This is a genomic window from Xanthomonas sp. 10-10 (genome assembly GCF_040182365.1).
Lineage (GTDB): Bacteria > Pseudomonadota > Gammaproteobacteria > Xanthomonadales > Xanthomonadaceae > Xanthomonas > Xanthomonas arboricola_F.
This window is the reverse complement of record NZ_CP144460.1, coordinates 2,359,091-2,372,674: the sequence shown is the minus strand read 5'-3', so window position 1 is coordinate 2,372,674 and position 13,584 is coordinate 2,359,091. Positions and strand designations below refer to the sequence as shown.

Annotated in this window: 10 protein-coding genes; 4 read left to right on the top strand and 6 right to left on the bottom strand. The window is 63.9% G+C overall.

Features of this window, described 5'->3' with window-relative positions; translation table 11 throughout:
* Positions 1-86: 86 nt before the first annotated feature.
* Positions 87-533, bottom strand: coding sequence for a nuclear transport factor 2 family protein (locus tag VZ068_RS10080; RefSeq protein WP_349657548.1), 447 nt, complete (start codon positions 531-533; stop codon positions 87-89).
* Between the two features lie 97 nt (positions 534-630).
* Between VZ068_RS10080 and VZ068_RS10075 the strand changes: the two genes are divergently transcribed.
* Positions 631-2,313, top strand: coding sequence for a long-chain fatty acid--CoA ligase (locus VZ068_RS10075; protein WP_349657547.1), 1,683 nt, complete (start codon positions 631-633; stop codon positions 2,311-2,313).
* A 181-nt stretch (positions 2,314-2,494) separates the two neighbouring features.
* Complete coding sequence (locus VZ068_RS10070) at positions 2,495-3,361, top strand: crotonase/enoyl-CoA hydratase family protein (protein WP_259164158.1); 867 nt, start codon at positions 2,495-2,497, stop codon at positions 3,359-3,361.
* Between the two features lie 57 nt (positions 3,362-3,418).
* Here VZ068_RS10070 and VZ068_RS10065 read toward each other — a convergent pair whose 3' ends face one another.
* From VZ068_RS10065 to VZ068_RS10045, 5 genes are all read right to left on the bottom strand, one after another.
* Entirely contained in the window at positions 3,419-5,590 is a 2,172-nt protein-coding gene (locus tag VZ068_RS10065; protein WP_349657546.1) for an ATP-binding protein, read from the bottom strand.
* Between the two features lie 2 nt (positions 5,591-5,592).
* Positions 5,593-6,729: a two-component system response regulator gene (locus VZ068_RS10060; RefSeq protein WP_349657545.1), complete on the bottom strand. Its 1,137-nt coding sequence runs from the start codon at positions 6,727-6,729 to the stop codon at positions 5,593-5,595.
* Positions 6,730-6,868: 139 nt separating this feature from the next.
* The gene (lysS, locus tag VZ068_RS10055; RefSeq protein WP_349657544.1) at positions 6,869-8,386 is read right to left on the bottom strand and encodes a lysine--tRNA ligase; all 1,518 of its coding nucleotides are present in this window, start codon (positions 8,384-8,386) and stop codon (positions 6,869-6,871) included.
* Positions 8,387-8,580: 194 nt separating this feature from the next.
* A protein-coding gene (prfB, locus tag VZ068_RS10050; protein WP_104611297.1) for a peptide chain release factor 2 occupies positions 8,581-9,706 on the bottom strand; the annotation gives its coding sequence in 2 pieces (ribosomal slippage) (positions 8,581-9,630 and positions 9,632-9,706; 1,125 coding nt in all).
* Positions 9,707-9,945: 239 nt separating this feature from the next.
* On the bottom strand, positions 9,946-10,896 hold the full coding sequence (locus tag VZ068_RS10045; RefSeq protein ID WP_349657543.1) for a LytTR family DNA-binding domain-containing protein: 951 nt from the start codon (positions 10,894-10,896) through the stop codon (positions 9,946-9,948).
* Between the two features lie 157 nt (positions 10,897-11,053).
* Between VZ068_RS10045 and VZ068_RS10040 the strand changes: the two genes are divergently transcribed.
* Together VZ068_RS10040 and VZ068_RS10035 are read left to right on the top strand one after the other, a co-directional pair.
* Positions 11,054-12,265, top strand: a complete 1,212-nt coding sequence (locus VZ068_RS10040) for an acyltransferase family protein (protein ID WP_349657542.1) — start codon at positions 11,054-11,056, stop codon at positions 12,263-12,265.
* Between the two features lie 246 nt (positions 12,266-12,511).
* Positions 12,512-13,549: a DUF1176 domain-containing protein gene (locus VZ068_RS10035; RefSeq protein ID WP_349657541.1), complete on the top strand. Its 1,038-nt coding sequence runs from the start codon at positions 12,512-12,514 to the stop codon at positions 13,547-13,549.
* Positions 13,550-13,584 lie beyond the last annotated feature (35 nt).

The window sequence follows — 13,584 nt, the reverse complement described above, 5'->3', positions numbered from 1 at the left end:
ATCGCCGCACCCTATGCGCAAGGCACGCCAGGCGCGAATGCGGGGTCGTCAGCGTGTATCGCAGCGCCCCGCCCTCACCTCCAGCCCTACCGGCCTGCCGGCGCCCACTGCGCGTGGTAGAGCTGCCAGTCGCCGCCCTGCAGACGCCAACCGGTGGTCAGCTGATAGGTCTGCGCCTGCTCGGGCAGCCAGCGGCCATCGCCCCCGGTGACCAGCGCGGTGAAGCTGGCAGTGGCGGTTGTGCCTTGCAGTTGCACGTCCACCGGTCCCAGGGTGACGCCGATCTTGCGGTTGCCCAGCAGTTGCAGTTGCAGCAGGCGGCGCAGGCCGGCGGCATCCAGGCCGTGCTCGCCCACGAAATCAGCCGCTACCGGCTGCATCGCCTTGCCGACATCGCGCGCCTCGATCGCCGCCTGCATCTGCGCCACGGTCTGGCGCAACCGCTGCTCCGGCGCCGGCCGCGCGCACCCGGCAAGCAGCGCCATCCATGCGAGCACCAGTCCCCACTGCCACCAACGAATACTGCCCTGCATCACGCTTCGCCTTTTCCATTCATGACGGTATGCTGCCAGTTGTTGTAGTGCCGTGGAACACACCGCGTCACGTCGAGAACACCCTGGAGGGGGGCAGATGAATCAGGCACGTCCTTGGTTGCAAAGTTATCCGGCCGGCGTCGCCGCCGAAATCGATCTGGAGCAGTTCCGTACGGTGGCCGAGGTATTCGCCACATCGGTCAAGCGGTTTGCCGAGCGCCCCGCGTATCACAGCTTCGGCAAGACCATTACCTACCGCGAAGCCGACCAGCTGGTCGAACAATTCGCCGCCTACCTGCTGGGCGAGCTGCAATTGAAGAAGGGCGACCGCGTCGCCTTGATGATGCCCAACTGCCTGCAGTATCCGATCGCCACCTTCGGCGTCCTGCGTGCCGGGCTGACGGTGGTCAACGTCAACCCGCTCTACACCCCGCGCGAACTGAAGCACCAGCTGATCGACTCCGGCGCCAGCGTGCTGGTGGTCATCGACAACTTCGGCACCACCGTGCAACAGGTCATTGCCGACACCCCGGTCAAGCAGGTGATCACCACCGGGCTGGGCGATATGCTCGGCTTTCCCAAGGCGGCGCTGGTCAATTTCGTCGTCAAATACATCAAGAAGCTGGTGCCCGACTACCGCATCAACGGCGCGATCCGCTTCCGCGACGCATTGGCGCTGGGCCGCAAGCACAGCGTGCCGACGCTGCAGATCGAACCGGACGACATCGCGTTCTTGCAGTACACCGGCGGCACCACCGGCGTGGCCAAGGGCGCGATGCTGACCCACCGCAACCTGGTCGCCAACATGCAGCAGGCGCATCAGTGGCTTGCCGGCACCGGCAAGCTGGAAGAAGGCGCCGAAGTGGTGATCACTGCGCTGCCGCTGTATCACATCTTTGCACTGACGGCCAACGGGCTGGTCTTCATGAAGATCGGCGGCTGCAATCACCTGATCAGCAATCCGCGCGACATGCCCGGCTTCGTCAAGGAGTTGAAGAAGACCCGCTTTACTGCGTTTACCGGCGTCAACACGCTATTCAACGGCCTGCTCAACACACCCGGTTTCGACCAGATCGATTTTTCCTCGCTCAAGATGACCCTGGGCGGCGGCATGGCGGTGCAACGCTCGGTCGCCGAACGCTGGAAAAAGGTCACCGGCCTGACGCTGGTCGAAGCCTACGGCCTGACCGAAACCTCGCCGGCCGCCTGCATCAACCCGATGGACCTGAAGGACTACAACGGTTCGATCGGCCTGCCGATTCCGTCCACCGATGCCTGCATCAAGGACGACGCCGGCGCGGCGCTGCCATTGGGCGAGATCGGCGAGCTGTGCATCAAGGGCCCGCAGGTGATGAAGGGCTACTGGAAGAAGCCCGAGGAAACCGCCAAGGTGATGGATGCCGACGGCTGGCTGCACACCGGCGATATCGCGCGAATGGACGAGCACGGCTTCGTCTACATCGTCGACCGCAAGAAGGACATGATTCTGGTGTCCGGCTTCAACGTCTACCCGAACGAGATCGAGGACGTGATCGCCGAAATGCCCGGCGTGCTGGAAGTGGCAGCGGTTGGCGTGCCGGATGAAAAATCCGGCGAAATCGTCAAGGCCGTGATCGTGAAGAAGGACCCTGCCCTCACCGCCGACGACGTAAAGGCACATTGTCGCTCCAACCTGACCGGCTACAAGCAGCCGCGAGTGATCGAGTTCCGCAAGGAACTGCCGAAAACCAACGTCGGCAAGATCCTGCGCCGCGAACTGCGGGATGCGCCACCCAAATAATTGCAGACATGCCCTGGCGGGAAACTCAGAACCCGCTGAAAGAGTCAGACCGAAGGGCTTTCCCAGCAATGGGAAAGCCCTTTGCGTTCAGGCAGATAGCGCCGGTGTAGGATCCGTTTGTGGAGCCCGCACCGCCCGCTGCGCCACATTCTCCCGCGGGCGACCTCCTCGAGAAAAGCTCATGAGCATGATCGAAAAACTACAGCCTCAAATCAATCAATCCACGATTCGCACGCATGCAAGCCATGCGGATGCAGGACATTGGCTCTTCATGCATGCCGACGCAGCAACGGGCATCAGGCCATGCTTCCGCCCGCAGTTGATGACGGAAATGCACGGCTACCTGAGTACGCTTACCGACACGCCCACGCATGAAACCGGCCGTTTGCGCAGCCTCGTTCTCGCCTCGGACGCTAATGCATTCAATCTCGGCGGGGATCTGGATCTATTCGGCCACATGATTCGCGCACGCGACCGACACGGCTTATTGCGATACGCACAGAGTTGCGTCAGTGGCGTCTTCCAGTTCCATCAGGGACTCACTGGCAATTTCAGAACCATTGCCCTTCTGCAGGGAGATGCGCTGGGCGGCGGGTTGGAGATGGCGCTGTCTTGCCACACGATCATTGCAGAGGAAGGCGTGGGCCTGGGATTGCCTGAAGTCTTGTTCGGGTTGTTCCCGGGCATGGGCGCCTACTCATTTCTGTCCAGGCGCGTATCGCCCCAATTGGCAGAACGGATCATTCTTGAGGGGCGCGTCTACAGCAGCGAAGAAATGTACGCCATGGGAGTTGTGGATATGCTCGTACCTCGCGGGCAAGGCATCCATGCCACCCATGAGTTGATCACCAAGCAGCAGCGCACGCCTCAGTCGTATCTGGCGATGAATCGCGCAAGACACGTGTGCAACCCGGTCACTCATGACGAGCTGCTGGCGGTCGCGCAGATATGGGTGGAAGCCGCACTGGAACTGGGAGACAAGTCTCTCAAGACGATGGATCGGCTGGTAAAGGCGCAGACGCGCAGAGCCGCAAAGGGAATTGCCTGATTAGCATGACAGCATGCCGTAAGGGGAATCAGGCCCGGCATACTGCCGGGCTTCTGCTCAGGATGCGTCTTCGCCCGAATCTTTCTCGAACCGGTCTTTTGCGCGCGATTCCAGCGCGGCGCGACCCAGTTGCAAATTGTGCTGAAGCTGATTCACACGCATCTGCCATTCGGACTTGATCTGAGCATCGGACATGCCCATCAGCTCCCCGCCTTGCTCTGCCAGCACCACCAACCCAAGATTGCTGGCTACACCTTTCGTTGCATGAGCATGCTCGCGCAGCCGCTCCCATTCCAACGCCTGGGCATCATCTGACATTGCGGCGATGCAGGCTTCTGCATCACTCAAGCACTGACGAATGAACTCCTTCTCGAAGTTCTTGCCCATGCCCAGAGACGCCAGCTCGTCGAGCACGGTGACATCGAGAATGCCATCTGGTGCCGATCCGGTTCGTACAGACACAAGGCCGAGCGGCGGAAACTTGCTCTGCGTTGCAATCTCGGCGAGCGTATCCAACAACCGCACCGCAACCACCGGCTTGGCAAGGAATGCGTAGGCGCCGGCCTGCTCGCAGCTACGAATCGCTTCCGGCGTCACATCCGCACTTAATACGACGACCGGCGTTTTAGGCTGAGCTCCTGCCTGCATCACCCGCAACTGCTTCAACAGGTCCAGGCCACTGACACCCGGCATATGCAAGTCGACGATGGCCACATCGAAATCGGTCTCGGCGAGCGTATCCAGTACATGCTCCCCACCGTTGACGCAGGTCACCTTGTGCCCAGCCTTTTGCAGGAGCCGCTGCAGAACCATCCGGTTGGCGGCGTGATCATCCGCCACCAGGATCTGCAACGTACGTACGCGCGCCCGGTGGCGCAGGAACGGATCGGCGAAGGCGATGACGTTCCCGGCATCTCCACTCTCGCGTACTCCGCCGATCGGCTGCAGCGCCGATGCACTGGATTCGACGGCATAGTCGAACGGTAATTCAAACCAGAAATGGCTGCCGCCGCCGGGATTTTCTTCGAAACCGATCTGACCACTCATTGATTCGACCAGGCCTTTGGCGATCGTGGTTCCAAGGCCGCTGCCTTCGAAACGTCGCGCCAGCCCATTGTCTGCCTGCTCGAAAGCCTCGAACAAGCGCGGCTGCATATCGACCGGCACACCGATCCCGGTATCGATGATGTCGAAACGCAGCCGCACTTTACCCTCGGCAGGACGCCCGACCGCTCCGACGTTGACATCGATGTGTCCGTGGTCAGTGAACTTGACCGCATTGCCGGCCAGATTGAGCACGATCTGTCGCAGGTGCCCGGCATCGCCCTTCAACAAATCGGGAACGTCCGGCGCAATCACCACGCCATAGACAAGCGACTTCGCCTTGGCTTGCGGCTGCAGGATCAGATCGATATTGGCGATCACCTCCCTGAGTGAGAAGTCGCGATGCTCGACGCGAATCTTGCCGGCTTCGATGGCAGAGATATCGAGCACTTCCTCGACCAGTGAAAGCAGGCTGCGAGCGGATGCCTGAATGGTACCGACGCATTCGCGCTGCTCGGCGTCCAGGCGTGTAGTTGCCAAGACCTCGGTCATCCCGGAAAGGCCGTTGAGCGGAGTACGGAATTCGTGGCTCATATTGGCCAGGAAGCGACTCTTGGCTTCGCTGGCGCGCCGCGCTTCGGCCATTGCGCGGGTCAGCTTGTTGAGCAGGCCCGACAGATACAACGGAATGGCCGCCAGGCCAAGCCACAACCCGACTCCCAGACCGAAATTGCGTCCCCAATAGTCATTGGTCAACAGCGTGACACCAAAACTGACCATCGCCATGGCAACGGCTAGGTAGAGGTAGCGGTTACCGAAGCGCAGACCATTACCGATGGTCACCCACATCACCACGACGTAGATGCAGGCCATCGGTTCGCCGATCGCACTCATGGCCATCGACATCAGGCCGTAGTCGGCCAGCATGCCGAGGACCCGGCGCGGATGCGAGCGCTGGGGCCTGAGCACGATCCAGGTAAAGATTACCAACGCCAGTGCCTGGCTAAGCAGCGTCAGGCCGACTACATAAACCAGCTGCGTGGCCGGCAATGCCCAGCGGCTTGCGAACAGCACCTCGTACGCCAGGATCAACGCCACCATGGCAATGCGGATCAGTGCCTGACCATGCTCGCTGTCCTGACGCTGCGCGAGCCTGTTGCGCACTTCTCGTAGCATGCCTGACATGCTCACACCCCGGGTCGCGCCGATGCGGTGGAGAATTCGCCGCAGATCTGGTCCAGCTGCGCACGGCCGCGCAGCAGCGCATCCACGCAGCGCGGGTCGAACAGGCGGCCGCGTTGCGCGTAGAGATAGGCCAGCGCGGCATCCATCGTCCAGGCTTCCTTGTATGGACGCGGCGACAGCAGGGCGTCGAACACATCGGCGACCGCGACGATGCGCGCTTCCAGCGGAATCGCCTCGCCGACCAGGCCGTCCGGATACCCGGTGCCGTCGTAGCGCTCGTGGTGACGCAGCGCGATCAAGGCACCGACCTGGATGAAGCGGTTCTGGCTGCCGCTGAGCAGCTCGTAGCCGATGCGCGGATGCCGTTTCATGATGCTCATCTCGTCATCGGTGAGCTTGCCCGGCTTGAGCAGCACCGAATCGGGAATGGCGATCTTGCCCATGTCGTGCAGCGGTGCGGCCATCTCGATGATGCGTACTTCTTCTTCCGACAGGCCCAGCTGCTCGGCGATCAGGCCGGCCACATGCGACATGCGCTCCAGGAACGCACTGGTGCCCGAATCGCGGTATTCGATCGCACGTGCCAGCCGCGACAGCGTCTCGCGTTCGCGCTCTTCGACCTCGTTCATGCTGGCCAGCAGGCGCTGTTCCAGCGACAGCGCACGTTGCTTGACGCTCTCGCTCTGCTGACGCAGCTGCAATAGATTGGAGCAGCGCGCCCGCAACTCGCGCGGGCGGATCGGCTTGACCAGGAAGTCGATCACCCCGGCTTCCAGCGCCGCCTGGCGGATCGGCTCGTCGCCGACGATGGTGATCAGGATGATCGGAATATCGCGGTGGCTGGGCAGCCGGCGCAGGCGCCGTGCGAACTCCAGGCCATCCATCCCGGGCATGCGGTAGTCGAGCAGCAACAGATCCACGCGCCCAGCTTCGCACCATGCCAACGCGTCGAGCGGGTCGCCGAAGTCGTAGACCTTCAGCTCCGGCGCGATGTCTTCGATGACATGGCGCAGCATCGTTCGCGCAGACATCTGGTCATCGACAATGACGATGTTCAATCCCAGATCCGCCTTTCCCGCCCAGCTTCCCCATGTATCCGCCGACACCATGCCGTCCGGACTCCCTAAAACATCCTGCATAGCCGTTGCTCCTCTATCACGAGAACGGAAAAGCGTGACGTCGACCCCTGTGTCGACTTCCCCGGACATGACGCTGCCCGAAGCTCCGCCCTAGCATATGCAGTATCTGTGCCGTGAGCACGCGGTTCGCACAAAAAAGTCAGGCTTCCGGACGCATGTAGGGAAACAGCAGGACGTCACGGATCGATGTGCTGCCGGTCAGCAGCATCACCAGGCGGTCGATGCCGATACCCAGGCCACCGGTCGGCGCCATGCCGTACTCCAGCGCACGGATGTAGTCGGCGTCGTAGTGCATCGCTTCGTCGTCGCCGCCGTCCTTGGCCTGCACCTGCGCCTGGAAGCGTGCGGCCTGGTCTTCGGGGTCGTTGAGCTCGGAGAAGCCGTTGGCCAGCTCCTTGCCGTTGATGAACAGCTCGAAGCGGTCGGTATACCCCGGCTCGGTGTCGCTGGAACGCGCCAGCGGCGAGACCTCGACCGGATGGTCGGTGATGAAGGTCGGCTGCACCAGAGTGTGTTCGACGGTGGCTTCGAAGATTTCGAGCAGCAACTTGCCCCAGCCGTAGGACGGCTTGACGCGGATCTTCAGGCGCTCGCAATGGGCCAGCAGCGCATCGCGGTCTGTGCAATCGGCGGCGCTGATTTCCGGATTATGGTGACGAACGGCCTCATCCATGCGCCAGCGCCGGAAAGCCGGCGCCAGATCGATGTCGGCGCCATCCCAGCTCACCTGGGTGGTGCCCAGCACCGACTGCGCGGTGTCGCGGATCACCTGCTCGGTCAGGTCCATGATCTCGTGGTACGTGGCGTAGGCCTCGTAGAGCTCGAGCATGGTGAATTCGGGGTTGTGCCGGGTCGACACGCCCTCGTTGCGGAAGTTGCGGTTGATCTCGTAGACCCGCTCCAGGCCACCGACCACCAGACGCTTGAGGTACAACTCCGGCGCCACGCGCAGGTACAGATCCAGATCCAGTGCGTTGTGGTGGGTGGTGAACGGCTTGGCGGTGGCGCCACCGGGGATGTAATGCATCATCGGTGTTTCCACTTCCAGGAAACGCCGCGCATCCAGCCACGCGCGCATCGCGCGGATGATCTTGGAGCGCTTGATGAACACCTCGCGCGCTTCCGGAGTGACGATCAGATCCACATAACGTTGGCGATAGCGCTGCTCCACGTCCGACAGGCCGTGCCACTTGTCCGGCAACGGGCGCAGCGACTTGGTCAGCAGCCGCAGCGCGCTGGCCTTGACCGAGAGTTCGCCGGTCTTGGTGCGGGTCAGCCCGCCCTCCACCGCCACAATGTCGCCGACGTCCCAGCCCTTGAACGCGGTATAGGCATCGCCCAGCACGTTGCCCTGCAGGAACAACTGCACGCGCCCGGATTCGTCCTGGATCTGCGCAAAGCTGGCCTTGCCCATCACCCGCTTGGCCATCAGCCGGCCGGCCATCTTGACGGTGCGCCCGCTGGCTTCCAGCGCTTCCGGGGTCCAGGTGTCGGCATCGGCGAATTCGGCCTGCAGGTCGCCGGCGAACTGCTCGCGCACGAAATCGTTGGGATAGGCGATGCCCTGGCCGCGCAACGCGCCCAGTTTCGCGCGACGCTCGGCGATGAGGCTGTTCTCGTCGACGGCAAGGTGGGGCGCGGGGGTCTGCTCGGTCATGGCGGGAATCGGTCTGCTAGAGGTCGGGCGCGTGCCCGGTGGGGAGTGAGACACCGGCAGCGCCGGGCTCTCTTACATTGACGGTGTCGCGCGCAGGTCGCCTGAGATCTTTGCTGCCGCAGCGCAGGTTAGCGCTGCGGTGCCTGCGTAACATCGCGCGAGGCCGTTGCATCTGCTGCGACCTCGCGCGGGGGTCAGGCGTCCAGGCGTTTGGAGCCTGCCGCCAGACCGGCCTTGAGGCTGGCCTCGACGAATTCGTCCAGATCGCCGTCCAGCACTTTCTGCGTGTCGCTGCGTTCGATGCCAGTGCGCAGATCCTTGATGCGGCTCTGGTCGAGGACGTAGTTGCGGATCTGGCTGCCCCAGCCGATGTCGGACTTGGTGGCTTCCAGCGCGTCGCGCTCGACATTGCGCTTCTGCACTTCCAGCTCGTACAGCTTGGCGGCCAGCATCTTCATCGCGTTGTCGCGGTTCTGGTGCTGGCTGCGGCCGGTCTGGCAGGCGACCACGGTATTGGTCGGGATATGCGTGATACGCACCGCCGATTCGGTCTTGTTGACGTGCTGACCACCGGCGCCCGAGGAGCGATACACGTCGGTACGCAGATCGGCCGGGTTGATGTCGATCTCGATGTTGTCGTCCACTTCCGGCGACACGAACACCGAGGTGAAACTGGTATGCCGGCGGTTGTCCGAATCGAACGGCGACTTGCGCACCAGCCGGTGCACGCCGATCTCGGTCTTCAGCCAGCCATAGGCATATTCGCCTTCGATGCGCACGGTGGCCGACTTGATGCCAGCGACTTCGCCGCCGGACACTTCCATCAGCTCGGTCTTCCAGCCGCGCGACTCGGCCCAGCGCAGATACATGCGCAGCAGGATTTCGGCCCAGTCCTGCGCCTCGGTACCACCGGCGCCGGCCTGGATGTCGACGAATGCGTTGGCGCCGTCCATCTGGCCGGAGAACATGCGCTGGAATTCCAGCTTTTCGACATGGGTCTGGTATTTGTCAAGATCGGCGATCACCGCAACGGCAGTGTCCTCGTCCTGCTCGCTGTCGGCCAGCTCCAGCAGATCGCCGGCATCGGTGAGGCCGGCCAGTACGTCGGCGATGCCGATGACGGTCTTTTCCAGCATGGAGCGCTCGCGACCCAGGGCCTGGGCACGCTCGGCGTCGTTCCACACGTCCGGGCTTTCCAGCTCCCGGCTGACTTCCTCTAGACGCTCTTTCTTGGCGTCGTAGTCAAAGATACCCCCTGAGCGAGAGCACGCGATCGTTGAGATCGGTGATGCGCTGGCGGATCGGATTGGTTTCGATCATGGCGGATTTCCGGCAAACAAGCTGGCTAGTTTAGCAAGCGGGCGACGGTGGCGGAACGCGCCCGCCTCGGCACTGTGCGCTGAATGACGATTGTCCAGACGACGCGTCCCTGCCGCGCTCGACCGCAAGGATTCCGGTCTCGACACAGCGCGCGCGCGACTCGCGGCAACCGTGCCAACGATGCGATGGCGGGATGAGGGACGTCGGCCAGTTCGCCCGCCAACAGCGTCACAGCGGCCTCAGACCGTCAACGTCTCTCCCTGCGGCGCAGCGGTACCTCGCCCTGCCCGCGCGCGCAGATCTGCCAGATGGCTGCGACTGCACGGCAGCACAGTGGCGTCGTGCAGATGCACGCGGGCATCGCCGGAATCGACCGGTTCTATCGCCTGTACCTGGCTCAAATTGACCAGGTAGCTACGATGGATCCGCACGAACACCGCCGGGTCCAGCCTGGCTTCGATCGCCGCCATCGTGCTGCGCAGCGGGTAATCGTGGCCGCGTACGCGCAAGTTGACATAGTTGCCGGAGGCCTGGATCCATTCGATATCGGCCGTGGCGACCAAAAAGTCGCGGCCGAGCTTGCGCACCAGAAAGCGTTCCGGTCGGTCCAACGGCTCCTCTGGCGGGCCCTCGTCCGGTGCCGCAAGCAGATGCGCCTCGCCCTGGCGGCGCCGCGCGTACCACGCCAGCGTGTGCTGCAACGCCACCAGCATCGCAAAGGTGCGCAGATCCTTGGACAACTCATAGAACCACTGGAGCGGCCAACCACCGAAGTCGTAGTGGCTGCCAGCCAGCGCGTAGACCAGTTTGCGCAACAGCACCATGCCGGCGACGTGCGCCAGCCACCAGCCCAGCGCAGCAGCCAGGTACAGCGGCACACGTCGACGCCAGACGTCGGCATGCAGCGGCCAGCGTGCGCAGAGCCAGAACATCGCCGGCAGCAACAACAGCGACGTCGTGGCGCTGCTCAGCTCCCAGCTCAGCAACTGCCACAGCACGATCGCCTCGCCATCGCGCCGCCCCGCCAACCATGCGGTCAGCGTGTTGCCCAATGCGCTCAGGTGAAACACCAGCGACCAGATCATCACAGCCCAGCGCGTGGCGAAGTGACCCGCACCGTCCTGAGGTGTCGGCGGGCGCGGCCCGATGGTTTCCATTGCAGGCGTCCGCAGTTGGCAGCTGCCGATCATAGAGTCCTGCGCAATGGCGCGACAACGTCATCTCGCCGCCCCATTCGTCACTGGGAGGATGCAATTGGTCACCGCGCCGGGGCATCTCCCCCCTGCCCCCCTTTATCCATCGGGGTCAGCGGGCAGGATGGGTGCACTTCCTCGACCGCCGCCCCCCATGACCGAACGCCGCCACGATATCGATGCCCTGCGCGTCTTCGCCTTCGCCCTGCTGATCCTCTATCACGTGGGCATGGCCTACGTGGCCGGCTGGGACTTTCATTTAAAGAGTGCCTACACCGCCGAGTGGCTGCAGCCGCCGATGATCGCGCTCAACCGCTGGCGGATGCCATTGCTGTTCATGATCTCCGGCATCGCGATCGGCCTGGCGCGTGCGCAACGTGCCCCGTGGCAGTTCGCCTGGCGGCGTTGTGGCCGGCTGCTGCCCCCGCTGCTGTTCGGCATGTTCGTGGTGGTGGCGGTGCAGGCGTACTGCCAGGGCGTCAGCAATGGCAAGGTCGTGCCCGGCTTCGGCAACTTCCTGCTGCGCTATTGGCAGGTCCGGCCGTGGCCGGCCGGCAGTTTCGATGGCTGGGAACACGGCATCACCTGGAACCATCTGTGGTACCTGGCCTATCTGCTGCCTTACACCGGGTTACTGATGGCCATGCTCGCGCTGGGCCGCAAGCTGCCGGCGAGTCTGCCGGCGTTGCCGGCGGCCATCGCGCTGCCGGCCCTGCTGCTGGCACCCATTCTGTGGGAGGCCGTTTGCGTGCTCTGGGTACTGCCGCGTCACCCACCGACCCACGCCCTGGTCGGCGACTGGTTCGTGCATGCCGAGTCGTTTCCGTTAGTCGTGCTGGGATATGCACTGGCCAATAACGCACGCTTCTGGACATGGGCCGTGCAGCTGCGTTGGCCAACCCTGATCGCCGCCCTGCTGGCGATCGCCACCGAGCTGAGCATCCGCCAGTTGGGCCGATCGCTCGATCCTGCGCAATTGTCGGAGATGTCGGGGACAATTCGCTGGGACGTGATCGAGCGGCTGGCGCGCGCAGCCTATACCTGGCTGGCACTGCTGACCCTGTTCGGCTGGGCGAGGCATGGCTTGAACCGCCCGTTCGCGTGGCTGCCGTACTGCACCCAGGCCGTCCTCCCCTGGTACGTCCTGCATCAGAGCCTGATCATCCTGGCGCTGTACTGGTTGGCGCCGTTGCAGCTGGGGCCGTGGCTGGAACCGGTGCTGGTGTTGGCCGCCACCGTCGCCAGTTGCCTGCTGTTGCACGAATACCTGATCCGACGCGTGCGCTGGCTGCGCCCGCTGTTCGGGATGCCGATGCGCGAATCGCCGATCGGCACGCGCACCGCGGCGACGCTGACGCAGGGGTGATCGCTTAGAGCGACAGGCCGGCAGAGAAGACCGGCCAGACGATGCCGCCAGCGCATCGTCGCCGGGGCGCCCCCGGGCACCGCGGCGCGCGTCATTGTCCATTGGCAGCAGCGCTGCCGATGCACCGCAGTGCCCGGACGCACCTGCACACCATGAATGGCAGTCGCCGCCTGCCGACGATTCGCCTGGACGCCCTGCAGTGCGCATCGCAAGATGCCGGCCCAGACCTGCGATGAAGAAACTACGATGCGTTACGACCTGCTTGCCGCAGTCTTGCTGTGTAGCCCCGCAATCGCACTTGCCGCGCCTGCGACCGGTGTCGATTTCAGTCACGACGACTGGACCATCGCCTGCGACAACACCCGCACCTGCCGCGCCGCCGGCTATCAGCCGGACGAAGGCGATCACCTGCCGGTATCGGTGCTGCTGACGCGCAAGGCCGGTGCCGGCCAGGCGGTGACGGCCGAGCTGATGCTGGGCCAGTACGACGAGATCAAGCTGCCGGCGTCGCTGAAGCTGCAGATCGATCAGCGCGATCTGGGCAAGCTGGCGCTGGATGGCAAGAGCGGCACCGCCGTTCTGAGTAGCCCGCAGGTCACCGCACTGCTGGCGGCACTGACCCGCAGCAGCAAGATTGTGGCGATCGGCAACGATGGCCGCCGCTGGCAGCTGTCCGATCGCGGTGCGGCGGCGACACTGCTGAAGATGGACGAGTTCCAGGGCCGGCTGGGCACGCGCGGCGCACTGGTGCGCAAGGGCGATCGCGACGAGGCCAGCGTGCTGCCGGCATTGCCGGTGCCGCAGGTGCGCGAGGCCAAGCTGGCAGCAGCGCAGGCGGGCGACGCTCGTCTGGGCAGCTTGCCGGCGCTGTACCAGGCGCTGCGCGCCACGCTTCCGGCCGATGAAGAATGCAAGGGCCTGGATGCCGGCGATGCCGCCGAACCGCTGACCGTCACCCGCCTGAGCAGCGACAAGCTACTGGTGTCGACCGATTGCTGGATGGGCGCCTACAACATCGGCACCGGCTTCTGGGTGGTCAACGCACGCGCGCCGTTCGCGCCGACCCTGGTCACCACGCACGCCAGCGATCTGGATGGCTCCACCATCCTGGAGTCCCAGAAGGGCCGCGGCCTGGGCGACTGCTACAGCCAGGCGGCATGGACCTGGGATGGCCGCCGCTTCGTGCAGACCTCCAAGTCCAGCTCCGGCCTATGCCGGCTGGTGGCTGCTGGCGGCGCGTGGGAATTGCCGACCTTGGTGACCGAGGTCAAGAAGTCGCCCTGATCCAGGCGAGGACAGCGCGAGTGCGTGCGAGCGCC